General features: G+C 57.9%; 15 protein-coding genes and 3 pseudogenes. 12 read left to right on the forward strand and 6 right to left on the reverse strand.

Translation table 11 applies throughout. The features are described 5' to 3' along the window. Positions 1-83: 83 nt before the first annotated feature. The 4 genes and pseudogenes from ACZ9EJ_RS29485 to ACZ9EJ_RS29500 form a co-directional block, all read right to left on the reverse strand. Positions 84-480 (reverse strand): annotated as a pseudogene (locus ACZ9EJ_RS29485) (toll/interleukin-1 receptor domain-containing protein); the annotation flags it as partial. After that, positions 476-607 (reverse strand): annotated as a pseudogene (locus tag ACZ9EJ_RS29490) (HNH endonuclease); the annotation flags it as partial. The pseudogenes ACZ9EJ_RS29485 and ACZ9EJ_RS29490, both read right to left, overlap by 5 nt. A gap of 73 nt (positions 608-680) precedes the next feature. Further along, positions 681-1,925, reverse strand: coding sequence for a type II toxin-antitoxin system HipA family toxin (locus ACZ9EJ_RS29495; RefSeq protein ID WP_046634217.1), 1,245 nt, complete (start codon positions 1,923-1,925; stop codon positions 681-683). Further along, positions 1,918-2,232, reverse strand: coding sequence for a helix-turn-helix domain-containing protein (locus ACZ9EJ_RS29500; RefSeq protein WP_046634215.1), 315 nt, complete (start codon positions 2,230-2,232; stop codon positions 1,918-1,920). Before ACZ9EJ_RS29500 ends, ACZ9EJ_RS29495 begins: the two co-directional genes overlap by 8 nt. A gap of 267 nt (positions 2,233-2,499) precedes the next feature. Here ACZ9EJ_RS29500 and ACZ9EJ_RS29505 point away from each other — a divergent pair. The 3 genes and pseudogenes from ACZ9EJ_RS29505 to ACZ9EJ_RS29515 all read left to right on the forward strand — a co-directional run. After that, positions 2,500-2,835: pseudogene (locus ACZ9EJ_RS29505) on the forward strand (hypothetical protein); the annotation flags it as partial. Positions 2,836-3,401: 566 nt separating this feature from the next. Next, complete coding sequence (locus ACZ9EJ_RS29510) at positions 3,402-3,704, forward strand: ArsR/SmtB family transcription factor (protein WP_046634211.1); 303 nt, start codon at positions 3,402-3,404, stop codon at positions 3,702-3,704. 62 nt (positions 3,705-3,766) lie between these two features. Then, a complete protein-coding gene (locus tag ACZ9EJ_RS29515) occupies positions 3,767-4,756 on the forward strand; it encodes a zinc-dependent alcohol dehydrogenase family protein (protein ID WP_046634209.1) in 990 nt (329 codons plus the stop codon). Between the two features lie 757 nt (positions 4,757-5,513). Here ACZ9EJ_RS29515 and ACZ9EJ_RS29520 read toward each other — a convergent pair. Further along, entirely contained in the window at positions 5,514-6,281 is a 768-nt protein-coding gene (locus ACZ9EJ_RS29520; RefSeq protein WP_046634207.1) for an alpha/beta fold hydrolase, read from the reverse strand. A gap of 371 nt (positions 6,282-6,652) precedes the next feature. Here ACZ9EJ_RS29520 and ACZ9EJ_RS29525 point away from each other — a divergent pair, with 371 nt between their 5' ends. The 8 genes from ACZ9EJ_RS29525 to ACZ9EJ_RS29560 all read left to right on the forward strand — a co-directional run bounded on the left by ACZ9EJ_RS29525 (position 6,653) and on the right by ACZ9EJ_RS29560 (position 15,350). Beyond that, positions 6,653-8,416 carry a monovalent cation:proton antiporter-2 (CPA2) family protein gene (locus ACZ9EJ_RS29525; protein WP_046634206.1) on the forward strand — a complete coding sequence of 588 codons (1,764 nt, stop codon included), beginning with the start codon at positions 6,653-6,655 and terminating at the stop codon, positions 8,414-8,416. 16 nt (positions 8,417-8,432) lie between these two features. Then, positions 8,433-9,446: a homoserine dehydrogenase gene (locus tag ACZ9EJ_RS29530; protein WP_046634204.1), complete on the forward strand. Its 1,014-nt coding sequence runs from the start codon at positions 8,433-8,435 to the stop codon at positions 9,444-9,446. Positions 9,447-10,002: 556 nt separating this feature from the next. Then, entirely contained in the window at positions 10,003-11,040 is a 1,038-nt protein-coding gene (locus ACZ9EJ_RS29535) for an LLM class flavin-dependent oxidoreductase (RefSeq protein ID WP_046634201.1), read from the forward strand. Between the two features lie 33 nt (positions 11,041-11,073). Then, the gene (locus ACZ9EJ_RS29540) at positions 11,074-12,072 is read left to right on the forward strand and encodes a LysR family transcriptional regulator (RefSeq protein WP_080954212.1); all 999 of its coding nucleotides are present in this window, start codon (positions 11,074-11,076) and stop codon (positions 12,070-12,072) included. 19 nt (positions 12,073-12,091) lie between these two features. Continuing rightward, a complete protein-coding gene (locus ACZ9EJ_RS29545) occupies positions 12,092-13,027 on the forward strand; it encodes a pirin family protein (protein ID WP_046634199.1) in 936 nt (311 codons plus the stop codon). A 94-nt stretch (positions 13,028-13,121) separates the two neighbouring features. Next, positions 13,122-14,372: a DUF5996 family protein gene (locus ACZ9EJ_RS29550; protein ID WP_046634198.1), complete on the forward strand. Its 1,251-nt coding sequence runs from the start codon at positions 13,122-13,124 to the stop codon at positions 14,370-14,372. A gap of 26 nt (positions 14,373-14,398) precedes the next feature. Beyond that, complete coding sequence (locus tag ACZ9EJ_RS29555) at positions 14,399-14,962, forward strand: hypothetical protein (protein ID WP_255736804.1); 564 nt, start codon at positions 14,399-14,401, stop codon at positions 14,960-14,962. A 46-nt stretch (positions 14,963-15,008) separates the two neighbouring features. Then, positions 15,009-15,350 (forward strand): hypothetical protein, encoded by a 342-nt coding sequence (locus ACZ9EJ_RS29560; protein ID WP_046634193.1) that lies wholly within the window; start codon positions 15,009-15,011, stop codon positions 15,348-15,350. A gap of 199 nt (positions 15,351-15,549) precedes the next feature. On the opposite strand, the gene ACZ9EJ_RS29565 is transcribed toward ACZ9EJ_RS29560, so the two are convergent. Continuing rightward, on the reverse strand, positions 15,550-16,209 hold the full coding sequence (locus tag ACZ9EJ_RS29565) for a hydrolase (RefSeq protein WP_046636210.1): 660 nt from the start codon (positions 16,207-16,209) through the stop codon (positions 15,550-15,552). 145 nt (positions 16,210-16,354) lie between these two features. Here ACZ9EJ_RS29565 and ACZ9EJ_RS29570 point away from each other — a divergent pair, with 145 nt between their 5' ends. Further along, entirely contained in the window at positions 16,355-17,281 is a 927-nt protein-coding gene (locus ACZ9EJ_RS29570) for a LysR family transcriptional regulator (RefSeq protein WP_046636208.1), read from the forward strand. Positions 17,282-17,824: the final 543 nt, after the last annotated feature.

The following is a 17,824-nucleotide window of genomic DNA, read 5'->3' on the forward strand; positions in this document are numbered from 1 at the left end:
GAGCATCGTACTTAACCGGGTTTGCTCGGCGCCAGTGAGCTTGACGGGTATTCGTTTTAAGCATCCGGACTTCTTCCTCGACGCTAAGTAGCCATAAGCTCGGCGAGCTTGTCGGCTACCACGGACATCGTGTCTTCTTCGGTGCTTAACCCGCTTCGCGAGGCCAAAAGAGGACTGACGTTCCTCAGAGCGTCATATGTCGTGTAATGCACGATCGGCACGAGCTGTTCCGTCGCCAACAGGGCTGAAAGCTCCTTACCCCTGCGGCTGGAAGGCGACGCAATGCGGGCGTTACAAGAACGACCCTACGCGTGATTTCGCCAATCCTTTGTCAATTTCCCGAAGCAGCGATGTACCGAGAGCGACGCCCTTCTCGCTAAACCAGACTGATACGCCGCGCGCTTCAAGCAGGTCATGTAGCGTCTTGGCATCTCCCTGACGATCGTCCCGCGCATGACATAGAAAAACATCGCGGAACCTTCCGAGGTTCGTAGTAGATGATCCAGTCCCCAACGCAGGCTTGGACGCGGCCGAGATACTGGCTCGGAAACTGATATTGCTCAACCGGGCTGTCGTCGTAGATAGAATCTGTGCGGTGAATGAAAATCCTGAATCCCCTACTCGATCTCTACCATGGTGACCGCGATTCAAACCAGGGAGAACGGTCACTATGCATGCCCTCAGGTGCCAAGGATCGCTGTCATCAGCCTTACGTGCGTATCGATACGCTCGAGCACTTTCGGCGGAATGGCTTTCCGTTCCGGCAGCGACCACCAAACTTCATTTACGCGCTCGGCCGTATCAACCACCGTTTTGAGCACGGCCGCTTCCGGCAAACGCGCACGATTGGCGAAGGCTTTCCATCGCTGCGCATTCAACGCCTTAAAGCGGCGCTCGCCGGCAAGCGATAGAGCCATAGCATCGGCAGGGATGTAAGGGACCGTCGATAGCACATCGTAGACAGGCGCGAGTTGCGGTTTGTCGCCTACCCCACGATAGATCAATGACCAGTTCTTCAGGTGCATGTCGCCATTGCCGGTTATGGCTGCCAGAGCCAGTCGACGGACGAACTCGAGAGCAGCGGCGGAGGAAACGGCAACGTTCAGTGCTGCGGCGATATCATGATAGGCAGCCCCTTCGTATTTCCGCGAAGGATAGATTCCGAACACCTGCGCGAAATCCTCAATGTGGATGCGCTCGCCGTTTGCGCCACGATCGAAGCGTTTGACGAGCAGGACTTTTCCATCCGACAGCGTCTCGAATTCCTTCGGTATACCCTCGAACTCCGACTGCTCAACAAGCTCCCGTTCGGGCACCTCCATGCCGATCGCTTCCGCCAGTGCGAGATTGGCATATTCGTTTTCCGAAACGCCGGGAAACGAGGTCGATGGATACTTTGCGATGTAGGATCCTTGATCGTCGCCGAGCGGCAAAGTCAGCCCACCGCCCTTGCCCGTGTTCTTGATCACCGAAAGCTTCATCTGGACGCCCGCGAGCGAAAACCGTGCTTTCGGCTTATGGGCTGGCAGATTGTCGAGACGCACAATCGCCCTGTCGCTCGGCACGACGCGGACGGCGCCAGGCAGATCAGACCCGAGCGCGACGAGCAAGTCGAAATCGTTTCCCGCGCGAACACTACCCGCGTGGTGTTTTTCCATCGCCTCGCGCAGCTTGTCTTCAGGTAGCAGATTGGCAAAGAATGCCGGCAACGCTCTGGCTACGGGTTTCGGGTCCTTGCGCAAGCCGCCAGTGGCTGTGCGGAACGACAGGCTGAGCACCGGAAAGCCGCCTGTCGCACGATAGCTGTGCTCGAAGCTGAAGGCGTTGAAGTCGCCGGGCGTCCGAATGATTGTGCCGACCCTCAGATCATTCAGCAGCACTTCGAGCGACGAGATGGATCTCGGATCGGGGAAAGTTTCAGACATTCTCATCCCCGTCCGGATGAGCCATGAATGCCGGAAGATCGTCTAGATCGTCGTGCGGCCGCAACAATGCGTCAACGGCTGGAACCATCGCCTGCGGTATGAGCATCAATTCAAGTCCGAGAGCGCGGGCGATGTTGATCAGGGTCGTCGTGCGCGCAGAACTGCTTCCGGATTCTATCTCACGGTAGCGGGGACGCGATATACCAGCTAGGTCGGCAACCTGCTCCTGCGTCAGTTGCCTGCCTTTGCGCGTAGCCTTCAGCAACTGCCCGATTTCCAGCAAGGCATCTGACTCAGACCGTGCCATCCTACCTACCCAAAAGTTCTCCGTGGAGCAGGGCAAGCTATCTCAAACATTCTGAGCTCAGTCAACGAAAAAGATATGAATACGGACCATCGCCATTGAATTGATCTGTTTATATATCATTTATGCTGATTTCTAAATGGCCGCGTTACGGCCAGCGAGTCGCACCCACCATACATGCTTTGTTAAAGCCACGTTCCTATTTCCGCTCGCCCTCGGCATTGTTGCCAGAGAGAAACGGAATGTGCATGCCCAAACACGATCTTTCATCTGCGGCTCGGCCTGCATCTCGGCCTTCGACAGAAAAACCTGCGTCAGCTTCGCGTCTGCCCGCGCGGGCATTTCCCGACGTTGGAGCGGCGGCTCGAAGATATGAAGTGCGGTGAGCTGCGCTGGAGCGATCGTGATGGCGGCTGAGAAGTGCTGATCCCTTCGGTCGCATTCAAGAATTCCGGGTCATCGTTTTTCGGACAGAAGCCGTTCCGCTTGATCCTGCCGGACCTGCTCGATCTCTACAAATACCTTGAGGCCTATATCGACAAGCATCGCGGCGTGCTGCTCGGGAGAGCGAAAGATCCTGGCACATTCTTCGTCAAGACGGTGAAATTTGTCGAGATGTCGGACCGATTATTCTGAGGTTAGCGCGTCAAATCTCGAAGAAACGTATACGTGACGCGATACTCGGGTTATTTCGACGCCTGGAGCCGGAAAGCTGTATGGCTGTCGAAATAATTGGACACGCCATTGGCACTGACGGTGTTGCGCGTGGCGCTCAGAGAAGAGGCAGTTGGGAAGATTCCGTCGCCGGGATTCTTCGCTTCCGATACCCTTGGCTCAACAAGGTTCAGGTGGAAGCGTCGCCTTTGAAGGGACGCGAACCACTGGCCTGTAATTTTGACTCCCAACTAACGAGAAGCTTGAATCCCGCGTGTCTCGGTGCTGGAAGGCACATATCCTCTCCGCGACGATCTAAAGGGTTATGATATAGTCGGCATAGCAACGCCTTTTTAAGGGCTCGTCAACCCATCGTGGTGAGCATCGACCGCTTCGATGCTACAACCTCGCATGTTTGCTTTTCAAGATCACCCACCTCAATCGGCGGATGTACAGCAAGATGGCCACGTGGTCATTTATCGTATTGACATATCGCTAATTACCGATATATTTAGGGCATGGATCTGCTCGAGATATTCAAAGCCCTCTCAAACCGTACACGTCTTGAAATCGTGCGGGGTTTGAAGGATCCCGTGAAGAATTTTCCTCCGCAGGACGAAGGTGACGTTCACACGGTAGGTGTCTGCGTCAGTAGCATACAGGAAGGTGTCGGTCTGTCGCAGTCAACTGTGTCCGATTATCTTGCAACGCTGCAGCGGGCCGGCCTGGTCGAAGTCAGGCGCATCGGTCAATGGACTTACTACAAGCGGAACGAAGCAACCATCAGTGCTCTTGCCGAGACAATAGGCAAAGACCTGTAATTTTTTTAACGCATGATATCGAAAAATCGCGATATCCCAAATCAACGAAACGAGGATCTACAATGAAAGCGATGACACTCAACTCTTTTGGCGGCCCGGATTCGTTCGAGCTTTCCGAATTACCAAAGCCCGTTCCGCAGGCAGGACAAGTCCTGGTGCGCGTACATGCCACGTCGATCAACCCCTTGGATTATCAGGTTCGGCGCGGCGACTACCGCGACTTCGTACCATTGCCGGCCATCACCGGTCATGATGTATCCGGGGTTGTCGACGCAGTCGGACCAGGCGTGACGATGTTCTCTCCAGGAGACGAAGTCTGGTACACCCCGCAGATATTCCAGGGGCCGGGAAGCTATGCCGAGTACCACGTTGCGAACGAAAACATCATCGGAAGGAAACCGAGGTCGCTTAGCCATCTCGAAGCAGCGAGCCTGAGCCTGGTTGGCGGGACGGCGTGGGAGGCCCTCGTCTCGCGTGCAGCTTTGAGAGTGGGAGAAAGCATCCTGATCCATGGCGGCGCGGGTGGGGTCGGTCATGTGGCGATACAGGTCGCGAAAGCCATCGGTGCAAAGGTCTTCACGACCGTACGCGAAGACAACTTCGAGTTTGCACGAAGTGTCGGGGCTGACGTCGTCATCGATTACAGGAAAGAAGATTATGTCGACGCTATCATGCGGGAAACGGATGGCCGCGGGGTCGACGTCGTGTTTGACACGCTGGGTGGCAACACATTGTCCCGCAGCCCGAACGTGCTCGCGCAACTTGGCCGCGTCGTAACGATCGTCGATATCGCACACCCACAGAACCTCATCGAGGCATGGGGCAAGAACGCGAGTTTTCATTTCGTTTTCACAAGGCAGAACCAAGGCAAGCTTGATGAACTGAGCACATTGGTGGAGCGTGGTCAGTTACGGCCGCACGTTGGCGCCGTCTATTCGCTTGATGACATTTCTCTCGCCCATGCACGCCTTGAGACCCCGAACAATGGTGTCCGGGGAAAAATCGCGATCGCAGTCGACCCATCGGCTGCCACTGCGCGTGCAAGTTCCTAAACGCTCCAACTCACCTCAAAGGTGCAACCATGATTTATGAGATCGCTGTGCTACCGGTTGGCAAGGAGCATATTGACACGTTCAGGCAGGCATTCACCTAAGTCGTTCCGTTGCTAAGCCGCGCACAGGGTTACCGCGGTCATCTTCTGGCACAAGGGATCGAAGGCCCGAACTGTTCCACCTGATCGTGCGATGGCGCTCGCTCGAGGATCACACGCCGGGCTTCGAGGCGAGTGAAGACCATCAGACGTTCATGATGGGCTTGCAGGACTATTTTTCGGACGAACCGCAGGTCCATCATATCGAAGCCGCGGCTTTTACCGCCAGCGAATATGATGACTTGAACATCGCCGTTTAGTACGGGCGGCTTTAGAAAACTACTGGGTGGTTGTCAGGTCGTTTTTTACAGCCACCTTTTACCGGCACGCAAATCTCGTTGTCACCTTCGGTGAAGAAGGGCAACGCCGTCTGTCCCAAAGACAGGCGACGCCTACGCCAAATGACTAACGTCATTTCACCGTCTGGTGCCGCCCAATGCGAGAATGCCGCTCATTGAAGAGGCATCGTCAGCGAGGCTCTCATCCTCTTTTGCGAGCCGGCAGTCCACGCGTCGTCGTGAAGAACAGGAGGAGCGCTAAAGTTCGGCGACCAATGAACGTCGACCAGAACTTTGTGGTCCTCCGCTCTCGCACATATCGCGGCGTGAATAGTTACAGCGCCTCCTGAGTGGGAGTTGCGTATTTTGTATAGGCACACGTCACTTCGCGGCTTCTTCGATTAAATCCGCCACGATCTCCGGTTTGGAAAACATAACCACATGCGATGCGCCTTCAACAACGACCGTGCGCCTGGAGCCCGCACGATCGGCCATGAACCCGAGCGCCTTGGCAGGTATGTTTTTATCGCCATCGCCATAGACAAAATAGGAGGGCAATGATCTCCAGGCTGGCTCACCCGATTTCTCCGTCAGAGCGGCTTCGGTGATCGGCCGTTGGCCAACTGCCATCAACGCAGCAGCTTCGGTTGAAACGTCGTGAGCAAACTGGTCATGGAATTTTGCCTGATCGATGTAGAGATCGACGCCGCCCCCCGTTAGCTTGACCGGAGGAGCGAGCGCTTCGCCGAGCGTGCCACCTGGAAACTTGCCCGCCAGGTCGGCCGCCGCTTCGCCAACGTCGGGTGCGAAGGCCGCCACATAGACGAGGGACTTGACATTATCGTGTCCTCTAGCGGCGTTCGAAATTACCTGGCCACCATAGGAATGTCCGACGAGGACCACTGGTCCTTCGATGCTGTCGACAACATCAGCAACAAAACGCGCGTCGCTCGAAACGCTGCGTAGCGGATTGGCGATCGCAACCGCTTTGTATCCGTCTTGCTGAAGTCGCGTGATCACTCCGTTCCAGCTTGACGAGTCCGCGAACGCCCCGTGGACGAGTACGATGGTGGGCTTCGATTGTTGCGCAACAGCAGTTCCGGACAAAAGGGGGCTTGCGACGACCGCCGTGACGGCAAGATTGGACATGGAAATCTCCTGACTGTGTTCGTTGTTCAATTGCGGCGGGAACGGACAAGCTGAGACGCACCTGAACGACAGCACATCAGACTTTGGGTCCAGAAATTCGCAAAAATTCAGCGCCTTAGCTAGGGGTTTGGCGTTCCTCTATCCGCGACAGACTTTTGCATTGCCCGCGACTATTCAGGCAATCTCCGCAACGCTACCAGTAGCCATCAGGAAACTCGTGGCGAAAGGCGCGCAGGTGAAGACAGCGGTTTGGCTTGAATGAAACCCGCCATATCGTTGTCCGCTGCTTGTCGAATTGCCGTGCAACAAGCGGGGAAAGGGCGCCATCGGCTGGTGTCGTCGGTCAAGCCGATAAATGGAAAGGCGAATGAATGACTGAAGCGAGCTTGGGGCAGACGATCGGACCGGCGATCGTCCTGATGGGAGCGGCTGTCGTTGCGGTGCCTCTGTTTCGGCGGCTGGGCCTCGGATCGGTCCTGGGCTATTTCGCTGCCGGCGTGCTTGTCGGTCCTTCGGTGCTCGGCCTGTTTGCGGACGCCCTGTCGATATTGCATTTCTCGGAACTCGGGGTGGTGATGTTCCTGTTCGTGATCGGACTTGAATTGCGCCCTCAAAAGCTGTGGGCCATGCGTGGCCAGATCTTCGGTCTGGGGCTCGTACAGGTCGCCCTGGCCATCGCGGCCCTTACGCTGACGGGCATGCTGGCCTTCGGTTTGTCCCGCCCGGTAGCCTTCGTCGCCGGGGCAGGTTTTGTCCTCTCCTCGACGGCCGTCATCATGTCGGTTCTTCAGGATCGCGGCGAGATCTCCACCGTAGAGGGCCAGAAATCGGTGTCGATCCTGCTCTTCGAGGATCTCATGATCGTGCCGCTTCTGGCCATTGTCGCCTTCCTGTCGCCTTTGTCGCAAGGCCAATCGGGCTGGATGGAAATCCTGCTGGCACTTGGCGCTTTGCTCGTGCTTCTGGCTGTATCGAGATGGGGGCTGAACCCGCTCTTCGCCTTGCTGGCACGCGCCCGAACGCGCGAGGTGATGACGGCCGGCGCGCTGCTGGTGGTTCTAGGAGCAGCGCTTTTGATGGACCTGGCCGGCCTCTCCATGGCGATGGGCGCGTTCCTCGCCGGCGTCATGCTGTCGAGTTCAAGCTACCGGCATCAGATCGAAAGCGATATCGAGCCGTTTCGCGGTCTTCTGATGGGCCTGTTTTTCCTGGCTGTCGGGATGTCGCTCGATCTCTCCGTCCTGGCCACCGAATGGTGGCTTCTTGTCTCCATGCTGATCGCATTCACGATCGCAAAGGGCGTCGTCGTTTATGCGGTTGCGCGCCTGTTCCGCAGTTCCAATCACCAGGCTCTGCACCGGACGTCGATGTTTTTGCAGGGCGGCGAATTCGCTTTCGTGCTCTATGCTGCAGCGACGACAGGCGGCGTGATCGATAGCCGCGAGAACGCCCTGTTTACCACCGTGGTGATCTTTTCGATGGCGCTGACGCCGCTTCTCATGATCGCGGCGGACCGGCTGTTGAGAAAAGAATCGTCGATGGACGGGGTCGATACAGCTCGGAATCTGACCGGGACTGTACTGATGATCGGCTTCGGCCGGTTTGGCCAGATCGCCTCGCAACTGCTGCTTTCCAGGGGTGTCAGTCTCTCCGTGATCGATGCCGATCCCGACCGTATCCGCGAGGCGGAACGGTTCGGGTTCAAGGTCTTTTTCGGCGACGGGAGCAGGCTCGATACCCTGCGCCATTCCGGTGCCGGTTCCGCAGATGCCCTGATGATCTGCATCGATGATCCGAAAGCCGCGCTGCAGATCGTGGAACTGGCACAACATGAATTTCCGCAGGCAAAGCTTCTCGTGCGAAGCTATGATCGCGGACATGCGGTGGAGATGATCCGCGCGGGCGTGGACTATCAGATCCGCGAGACGGTCGAGTCCGCCTATCTGATGGGAGCCGAGGGATTGCGCGTTTTGGGCTATGGTGACCTTGATATCGAGGAGGCAGCCGAAGATATCCGTCAGCGGGATATCGCGCGCCTCACGGAGCAGGTGCAAGGAGATATCATGTCAGGCCGCAACCGTCTTCACATCCAGCCCATTCCGGAACCGCTCAGCAGGCTGTCGGTACAGGAATAGCAGCGAGTAGAGGCCCGTGCAAACGATAAAGGTTGCCATTGCAGGTTTCGGGAGTGTTGGTCGAGCGACGGCAAACCTGCTTCTGTCCCGCCGCGGACGTTACTCCCAGGTCTATGGGGCGGATGTCCGCTTGGTTGCCGTCTGCGGATCGCGATCCGGCTTGAGGGATGAGAACGGCCTCGAGGCGGACCGGCTGGACAATCTAGAAGACGCTCTTACGGGTCCGGACTTCATCGCGGCAAGCGGCGCCGATATCCTGATCGAAGCCGGGCCGAGCGATTTCCGCACCGGCGGGCCAGGGCTCGCCTACATCAGTTCGTCCCTCTCGACCGGGCGTGACACGATCGTCATATCGAAAGGCGCCTTGGTCCACAGCGGACGGCAATTGCGCGAGCTTGCCCGACTCTCGGGCGCAATGCTGAAACTTAGTGGTGCTGCTGCGGCCGCCTTGCCGACGATCGATCTCGTCCACCACAGCCTCAAGGGCTGCGAAGTGCTCGAGGTCGAAGGCATCCTGAATGCCACCACCAATTACCTGCTCGACGCCATGACGACGCGCGGGATCGGCTTCGACGTGGCGTTGCGCGAGGCGCAGCAGGGCGGCTTCGCCGAAGCCGATCCGCGCAACGATACAGAAGGCTGGGATACTGCCTGTAAGCTGCTGATCCTCGCCAATTTCGGCCTCGGCGCCAACCTGACGATGGATGACCTGAACGTCCAGGGCATCCAGTCGGTGACCACAGAGCTTATCGAGGCATGGCGCAGGGAGGGGCACGTTCCCAAACTTGTCGGCAGCCTTACGCATCTCAACGACACATTTCGCGCCGAGGTCGGCATCAGGACATATCCGCTTTCCGATCCATTCGCGAACATACGCGGAAAGGACAAGGCGATCCGCATTACCACTGACGCGATGGGCGAAACGATCGCGATCGGAGCCGGCAAGGAGCCGCTGGCCACCGCCGCCGCCGCGCTGAAGGATCTTGAGCACATCCTGACCGCGCGGGCCTCAAGCCCCCTGGCGGAATAGAAGGCATGACGATGACGAACCGCAAGTTGCAGGCCATTCGAAATGTCGGGTTCGAAGATCTCGGCAGATTCGAACCTTCCTTGCGGGACGCCGGCTACGACGTTGAGTTGATGATGTAACCGAAACGTTCAATCCGCCTCTCCACGCTGCTCGCACTTTCCTTGGCAATGCTGAGCGCGTCCAACCTGAATGCCCGACGGCGGTGGTGTAAGATCATAATTGCCGATTGCGCGCCAATGCAACCTCTACGGCAGTGACGCAAGCAGCGAGAGCGGCTTCTTCAAGCCCCGCCATCTCCTCGGTCAGGATCGCTATTGTGTGCCGGCCGTGAGGCAATCTAGTGGATTTGACCTGATGATCTTCTGTCGTTCCGCAAGATTCCATGCATCCGCACCCAGCATGTGTGCCTCGTTGGTAGCGTTCCCCATTTTGCGACACAGCTTCGCAAGAACGAGCACTACCGTGTGACCTACTGAAATGACACTTTCGAGGCGTCGGTGGCGGTGCGCCCGCAGTGAAAGAAGCTCTGCGCCACACAGGTTTCAAAGGACCCATAATGGAAATCGGCATCGACAGTTTTGCAGCTGTTCTACCAGACCCGAGCACAGGTCAGGTTCCCTCGTCCACCGTGCGCATGGCGGAACTGATCGAGGAAGTCGAAGTGGCGGACCGCGTTGGATTGGATGTGTTCGGTATCGGCGAACATCACCGCGCGGAGTTTCTCGACTCAGCCCCGACGATCATACTGGCTGCTGCAGCGGCGCGGACCAGCCAGATCAGATTGACGAGCGCGGTATTAATTATAAGTGCCGCCGACCCTGTGCGGGTTTTTCAGGATTTTGCAACCCTCGATCTGATATCCGGGGGGCGCGCGGAAATCGTTGTTGGTCGCGGGTCGTTCGTCGAAGCTTACCCACTGTTCGGCCTGGACACGCGTGACTACGACGACCTTTTTGCGGAAAAGCTCGATCTCTTGCTTGCTCTGCAAGAGTCGACGAATGTCACCTGGGAAGGGCGTTTCCGACCGCCGCTTAGCGGACAAGGCATCTATCCACGGCCTCATCAACAGCACCTGCCGATATGGATCGGCGTAGGCGGCACGCCGCAGTCCTTTGCCCGCGCCGGTGCGCTTGGCCTTCCGCTGATGATCGCGATCATAGGCGGAAGCTTCGAACGCTTCCGCCCGCTCGTCGATCTCTATCGCGAAGCCGGCAAGCGCGCAGGGCATAGGCCGGAGATGCTCAAGATCGGTATTCATGCGATGGGCTTCGTAGGCGAAACCGATGCGGCCGCAAGGGACGCCTTTTTCCCGGGCTGGGCGTATCTGACAACGAATATCGGTCGCGAGCGCGGCTGGTCGCCGCCGACGCGGCAGCAATTCGAAATTATGGCAGGCCCGGAGGGTGCCTTTTTGGTCGGTGATCCGAAAACGGTAGCGGCCAAGATGCTGCAGGCCAATGAAACACTGGGTGGCGTATCCCGCATCACCTTCCAGATGAGTACGGCCGCTCTCAACACTACAGCGATGAGACAATCGATTGAACTCCTGGGCACCGAAGTTGCGCCAATCGTCAGAGCAGCGCAACGGACCTGATTTCTGAGCTTGATCGCAACACGGGGGCCCCGAATGGACATCGAAGATCTGCGGACCTTTGTCGAAGTTGCCGATTCCGGAGGTGTATCGCCCGCGGCGCGTCGATTGGGGATTTCCAAGTCGATGGTCAGCCGGCGGCTAGCCCGGCTGGAGGTAGAACTCGGAGTGCAACTTCTTGCGCGCACCACCCGTGGGGCCGGCCTCACGGAGGCGGGTGTCACGTTTCGCGATTACGCGGCAAAAACCTGCACGGAAATAGACATCGCCCGCGAAACGATTATGCCTGAGGGCGACCTTCGCGGACGTTTGAGGGTTGCCCTCCCGCTGACATCGAGTCCAATGCACTTCGCATCCGTGCTTACGGACACGGCGCGCCACCACCCGCAGCTTCAGATCCATGCCGAATATTGCAACCGCTGCGTCGATCTGGTTGCGGAAGGGTACGATTGCGCAATTCGAGTCGACGCCTTGCGCGACTCCAACGTGATCGCCAAGCGCGTTGGCGAGATCTATGGCAAGCTCGTTGCTAGCCCGGACTATATCAGGGCGCATGGCTCGCCTGAAACGCCGGACGAGATCGCATCTCACCAAGCACTGTTGGGTGCCGAGGCCTGGCGGTTCCTGGAAGGCGACAGGATCATCACCGTGCAGCCACAGGGTCGCTTCAGTTCCAACAACGGCGCGGCGATCGCCCAAGCCGCGGCTGCAGGGGTTGGCATTGCACGGCTTCCCGATTGTGTAACCCATACGTATCTCGCGTCGGGCGCCCTCGTTCCGATCATGACTCGCTTTCCGCTACCCGTCGGGGACGTTCATGTTGTGAGGCCATCCAGTCCGCATCCACCGCGCAAGGTGCGTATCCTCTCCGAATTTCTGATCGCGTCGTTCGAAAAGCTTCGGGATCCGTGGAGCCCAGAAACTGGTCTTATGACACCCCGATCAGTTCTCCTGTTCTCTGAACAGTTCACCCGCGTCAGATGGATCAGGAAGACGCAGCAATCGAAGCACGTCGCGCGACCTAAACCGTTATAGATAGGAAAGGTAACCGCACATGAGTTGGAATCCCGCATTTGAGCCCGGTTGCCCTGACGAGGTAAGTATCGACGCGATCGAAACCCTCATCATTCCGCGTGCCCGCGACATTGGCGGCTTTGAGGTTCGGCGTGCTCTTCCGGCTCCGAACCGACAGATGGTGGGACCATTCATCTTCTTCGATCAGGCGGGGCCGGCCGAACTCCTGACAGGCCAGGGTATTGATGTCCGGCCGCATCCACATATTGGGCTCGGCACGGTCACCTATCTGTATCGCGGCGACTTTCACCACCGCGACAGTACCGGTGCCAACCAGATCATCCGCCCAGGTGAGTTGAACTGGATGGTCGCAGGGCGTGGCGTGTCACATTCGGAGCGCACGACGGCAACGGCCCGAACGGGGCCGAACAGCCTGTTCGGGATCCAGACTTGGTTGGCTTTGCCTGAAAGCCACGAGGACATGGAGCCGACGTTCGAACACCATGGCAAGGAGGCGTTGCCGGTCATTGAGGACGGTGGCGCTTCCGTACGGCTTATCTTGGGCAACGCCTATGGCCAGACCGCGCCCGCCACCATGTTGTCAGAAACATTTTATGCCGACGTAGCGTTGGGCCCTGGAAGCCGCCTCCCCTTGCCGGACAATCACGAGGACAGAGGCATCTATATCGTCGAAGGTTCGATCTCGATCGCCGGCCAGGATTTCGAAGCACCGCAGATGATGGTGTTCCGTCCTGGTGACAGGATTACGGTCGCGGCGAGTGAACGAGGCGCACGGCTGATGATCCTCGGTGGCGCGACATTTATCGGGCCGCGTTATGTCTGGTGGAATTTCGTTGCCTCTTCAAAGGATCGCATCGAGGAGGCCAAGGCGGAATGGCGTGCACAGAATTGGGGCAAGGGGCGGTTCGATCTTCCGGTCGATGACCGGGACGAGCATATACCGCTTCCAGACTGACCGACGGCTGTAGCGCGATCGCCTTGGAGCGATGAATCAGGCCAGGAACGGCATTCACGACCTCGCGCGTTTCGAACAGGATGGAGAAAGCAAAATGAGCAAGAAATGGCCACGCCTCGACTACCTCAGTTGGCGGGAAACGTGTTCCGCCCTGCATCTCTACCTGCAGGTCGTCGGCAAATATCGGCTGGCTCATACACCGTGGCTCAATCATTCTTGGAACGCGACCTTCTACGTAACCCCTTCCGGTCTGACATCATCCCCGATCCCTGATGGCCCTGGCATCGAGATTATATTCGACTTTCATGACCATGCGGTCGTCGGTACGAGCGGCGACGGACGTCGTGCTTCTTTTGCGCTGGGGACATCTACGGTGGCGGAGTTCCATGCCAATTTCGCTCGTCTGATCTCCGAACTCGGCGGCAGGCCGGACTTCCATGGGCAGCCAAATGAAGTGGCGGACCCCGTGCCGTTCGAGGAAGACCATCGGGAACGCCCTTATGACCGTGATGCCGTTCGGAGTTTTCACCAGGCATTGATGGCGATAGACAGCGTTTTCAAAGCCTTCCGCACCTCCTTCATTGGGAAATCCAGCCCCGTGCATATCTTCTGGGGAAGCTTCGATCTGGCCGTCACACGGTTTTCGGGACGGCAGGCGCCAATCCATCCGGGAGGCATACCGGCGTTACCAGATGACGTGGCGCAGGAAGCCTATGACCGCGAGGTTTCTTCGGCGGGCTTTTGGCCCGGAGGCGGTGGCATCGATTATCCAGCATTCTACGCCTACGCCTATCCGGCACCGAGCGGTTTTCGTACCTCGTCGGTCCGGCCCGATGCCGCATTCTGGCATGAGGGCCTGTCGGAATTCATCCTGCCTTACGAGGCGGTGCAGTCCGCTGCTGATCCTGATGAAGCCCTCTTGGCGTTTCTCGTCTCCACCTACGAAGCTGCCGCCAATCTGGGAGGTTGGGACCGAGATCTGCTCGAGTGCACGCACGGGCAGCGCGGCAAAGTCCGGGAACTGAATGAGAGGCTTCCGAAGAAGGCTGCTCCCTCGGTCAGCGAGGAGGTAGAACGGGAGGATGGGACGTCGAAGGGGCGGTACCGGATCGTGGTTGAGGGCGTCGAAGCGGAGATGACCTACAGTCGAGCTGGAAAACAGCTCATCATTATCGACCATACCGATGTTCCTGCCGCTTTGAGGGGACGAAAGGTCGGTGAGCGCCTTGTACGCCAGGCGATCGAGGACGCCCGACGCGAAGGGGTTTCGATTATTCCCCTTTGCCCGTTTGCCAAAGCCCAGATTCAACGGCATCCAGAGTGGCAGGACGTTCTTCGCCAGTGAGTGAACTGCCTAGCATGGAGGATAGCATGCAGAAAGAAACCTACCTGTTCCAGGAGGCAGATAAGATCCTGATGGAGGCCATCGATGAGGCCATCGATAACGCTGCCAGGACCGCTGGAGATGAACTTCAGAGACTGGGTTCACGCATCTCGCCACATGACTATTTCGCCGACGGCGTTCTCCGCCACCTGTTCCTGCGTTTGTGCGGAGCCGACCTGACAACCAGTATGGGAGGAGATCCTGAAACCGCATGGAAATTCCTCTACTTGGGACGCAGTGCCGCCCGCCGCTGGGAGAGGGAACGCGGCAGTCCAGCAGCACTTCGGAAGAAGAAAGACCGCCGGGAAGACATCGAAAAGGACAAGAGTGAACGACAGCAACTGGAACTCTCCGCCCAGAACTTCGTGCTGAAAACGGTTATTCGAGCTCTGGTCGATCGCGCGCGCGCTTCGGATCCGGAAATCACAAATCACCTCGAAGCAGCAATTGACGCACGCCACGCGAGGCTTGAGTCCGTATCCGACACCGACCGCGAGTTTACCGAAAGAGCAAAAAGCTACCTGTCGCTCCTCACCGGTTCACCGCACTAGGTGCGGTGCTGCACAATCGGAAACCTTACCTATTCATGGAATTAGCGTGACAAAAAGTTGCCCTGTTCTTACACAGTCTGAAAGACAGACCGTCGCCGTCATCGAGAGTGCGGACAAGGCGCTGGCCAATGCGGTCTCCGTAGCCTTGGAGGAGGCGGTCAAACAGGCTGCCGAAGGCATGCGAGGGATCGGGCATGAAGAATCCGCGCCGGCGCTGTCATATTTTGCGAGCGTCATTCATCAGAGAATGTACTGCCTCATGTGCGGTGCGGACCCGGACACACTCGAAGGCGGGGATCCCGAAATCGCCTACCACGTCATCCGCAACAGTCAGAACATCGCCAGGCACTACTGGTCGGCGGATATCGAGCCCTACCCACCCAGGTAGCCGGGAATGGCGAGAAAATTGCGTGTGGAATTTTAGATCTGTTTGATTGAGCTACAGCCTTCAACCGCCAGTGATGGAGGTTGCGTTCCCACGCTCGAGTCGCAGAGAGACGACCAAGGGTAAAGGGGGACGACGAGGACCGACGGATCGTTCGCAGTTTCGCGAAGCTCCATCGAAATCCTCATCGTCCCAACCAAGTTTAGTGCCCGCCCTTGGTCGTCGGGATCGGCGAGTTGAGCAACTGCTGCTCCCACATATATGCGATGCCGCTGCCGCCCATATGCGAGATGAGCACCTCGGTCAGTTCTTCTATGTGCTCAGTGCGCGCCCAGTCCCGCTGCCATTCGCTCGCCAGAGCCATCCAGGTCATCATGTTGACGCCAGCCGCTATCATCCGCTGGATGGCGACCTGGTGAGACTCGGTTGAACTTCCGCCCGATGCGTCGGTAATTACGGTGACGTCCCAGCCTTCGCCGGCTGCCTGAATCGCGGGCATCGCAACGCAAACTTCGGTCCACAGGCCGGCGATGATCAATTGCTTGCGGCCAGTCGCCTTGACCAATTCTACCACCTTCCCATCCTCCCAGGTGTTCACCCAGGTCCGGTCGATCACTTCTTGCCCCGGAAAGACGTCCGTGATTTGCCTGAAGAGCTTGCCACCACGATCAGCGATCACGCTGGTGAGGATGGTTGGAACTTTGAAAGCTTTTGCCGTCTTTGCCAGGGCGGTCGCGTTGTTGACCACAGCCTGAGGATCATGGCTATTGACGTTGGCTAGCTGGTAAGGCTGATGATCGATCAGAATGAGGACGGAATCTTCGGGACGAAGGAGAGAATTGAGGCCGTTTCGAAAGGTCATAGAATACATCCTTTATTGGCGGTTCGTTCAGGCTTGTTGCGAGGATGCCCTTATCGGGGGCCATCCGCGGGGAACCTGTCATTCTCTTCTGGAGCCCGGTAGTCGTCGACCGTGTAACGCTGTGTTGCAATAGAGGGAACGCGAAGTGGAAATTGAGGATCTGAGGATATTCGTCGAGGTTGCTGATGCGGGAGGGGTGTCGGCGGCCGCCCTGCGCCTGGGTATTTCCAAGTCGATGGTCAGTCGGAGGATCACCCAGCTCGAGGCGGAGCTCGGTGCACAGTTACTCGCAAGGACGACACGCGGTATAGCGCTAACAGAAGCAGGTGCTACATTCAGGGAGTACGCAGCCCGGATTTCTGCCGAACTGGATGTAGCACGGGAAACGATCCTGCCGGCCGGTGAGCTTCGAGGCCGCATGCGCGTAGCCGCTCCGCTGTCATTTGGTCCGACGCATTTTGCTCCCGTGCTCTCTCAGATGGCAGGCCGACACCCACAACTACAAATTCAGTCTTCCTACACGGATCGCTTCGTTGATCTCGTCGGAGAGGGTTTTGATTGCGCCATCCGGCTTGGTCACCTTCCAGATTCAAATCTCGTCGCAAAACGTGTCGGGCCGATCTTTGCCAAACTTGTCGCGAGCCCTGCCTACATAGAGGCTCATGGCGCTCCCGAAACACCGGAGGAGATTGCGAAACACCATGTCGTGATGCGTGAGGCTGAGACGTGGCAATTCACTGATGGCGACAAGATCATCAAGGTGCGTCCGCGAGGACGTTTCGTTGCTGACAATGCAATATCGCTGGTAGCAGCCGCTCTGGAAGGGATCGGGATCTCCTATTTGCCCGAACCGCTCGTCGCGGACCATATTTCTTCTGGCGCACTTGTGCCAATTATGGCGCGACATCCGATACCGCCTGCCGGTATCTTCGTCGTGAGGCCGCCCGGTCAGTATCCCTCCCGAAAAGTGAGAGTCCTCACTGACATGCTCATGGAATGTTTCGGGGCCCCGCCCGTTGGCGTGGGCGCGCAGAATGTCGGCAAGGAAGACGACCCAACGGCGCAAGGGTAGCGAGTTCGCATGGCCTTTATACTCGGCCGAAGCTGCAGAATGACGGCTGCATAAGACCGCTGATCGCCGTCCAGTCTGTCCTTCTCGCCTCGGTGACCCTGTCAGGTGTTGCGCGTGCCCAGTTACCGGAGGAGCGGGTTCGTCGTCGCGAACGCGTAGCGCGCAATTTTTTTTCCACGCGCCGTCTTCGCCTTTTTGGAAGATGAACAGTTCGTGGTTGGCGTCGGGGACACGCTGTTTTATCGCGTTCACAGTCACATGCCCGTTGAGCTCGTGCGGGCGAACGCCCAGTTCGGAGCGACCTGCACGACCTCCTCGACCGTCAACTCGGTACCTAACGTAATCGCCTGGAAGATGCCATTTTAGGCAGCCCGGATTGCATCAGCGCCGACCGTCGAAGGGCTGTTAGGGGCCCTGAAGACGCCGTCAGGTGCGAATATGGTCAGCACCGTTTCGATACCGAGGCGTTCAGCGCCACCTTGTAGGTCTGCAATGCTTCTTCGATGCCTGCCTTCTGCCTCGCCTCCGCGCTTCGGCTACCTT

Source organism: Neorhizobium sp. USDA 3394 (genome assembly GCF_056280385.1).

What these genes read in the sequence shown, in the direction of transcription:
- ACZ9EJ_RS29565 (WP_046636210.1), bottom strand. Translation starts at nt 16,209, where the DNA reads ATGACCTTTCGAAACGGCCTCAATTCTCTCCTTCGTCCCGAAGATTCC.
- ACZ9EJ_RS29520 (WP_046634207.1), bottom strand. Translation starts at nt 6,281, where the DNA reads ATGTCCAATCTTGCCGTCACGGCGGTCGTCGCAAGCCCCCTTTTGTCC.
- ACZ9EJ_RS29555 (WP_255736804.1), top strand. Translation starts at nt 14,399, where the DNA reads ATGCAGAAAGAAACCTACCTGTTCCAGGAGGCAGATAAGATCCTGATG.
- ACZ9EJ_RS29550 (WP_046634198.1), top strand. Translation starts at nt 13,122, where the DNA reads ATGAGCAAGAAATGGCCACGCCTCGACTACCTCAGTTGGCGGGAAACG.
- ACZ9EJ_RS29535 (WP_046634201.1), top strand. Translation starts at nt 10,003, where the DNA reads ATGGAAATCGGCATCGACAGTTTTGCAGCTGTTCTACCAGACCCGAGC.
- ACZ9EJ_RS29495 (WP_046634217.1), bottom strand. Translation starts at nt 1,925, where the DNA reads ATGTCTGAAACTTTCCCCGATCCGAGATCCATCTCGTCGCTCGAAGTG.
- ACZ9EJ_RS29540 (WP_080954212.1), top strand. Translation starts at nt 11,074, where the DNA reads ATGGACATCGAAGATCTGCGGACCTTTGTCGAAGTTGCCGATTCCGGA.
- ACZ9EJ_RS29525 (WP_046634206.1), top strand. Translation starts at nt 6,653, where the DNA reads ATGACTGAAGCGAGCTTGGGGCAGACGATCGGACCGGCGATCGTCCTG.
- ACZ9EJ_RS29545 (WP_046634199.1), top strand. Translation starts at nt 12,092, where the DNA reads ATGAGTTGGAATCCCGCATTTGAGCCCGGTTGCCCTGACGAGGTAAGT.
- ACZ9EJ_RS29510 (WP_046634211.1), top strand. Translation starts at nt 3,402, where the DNA reads ATGGATCTGCTCGAGATATTCAAAGCCCTCTCAAACCGTACACGTCTT.
- ACZ9EJ_RS29500 (WP_046634215.1), bottom strand. Translation starts at nt 2,232, where the DNA reads ATGGCACGGTCTGAGTCAGATGCCTTGCTGGAAATCGGGCAGTTGCTG.
- ACZ9EJ_RS29515 (WP_046634209.1), top strand. Translation starts at nt 3,767, where the DNA reads ATGAAAGCGATGACACTCAACTCTTTTGGCGGCCCGGATTCGTTCGAG.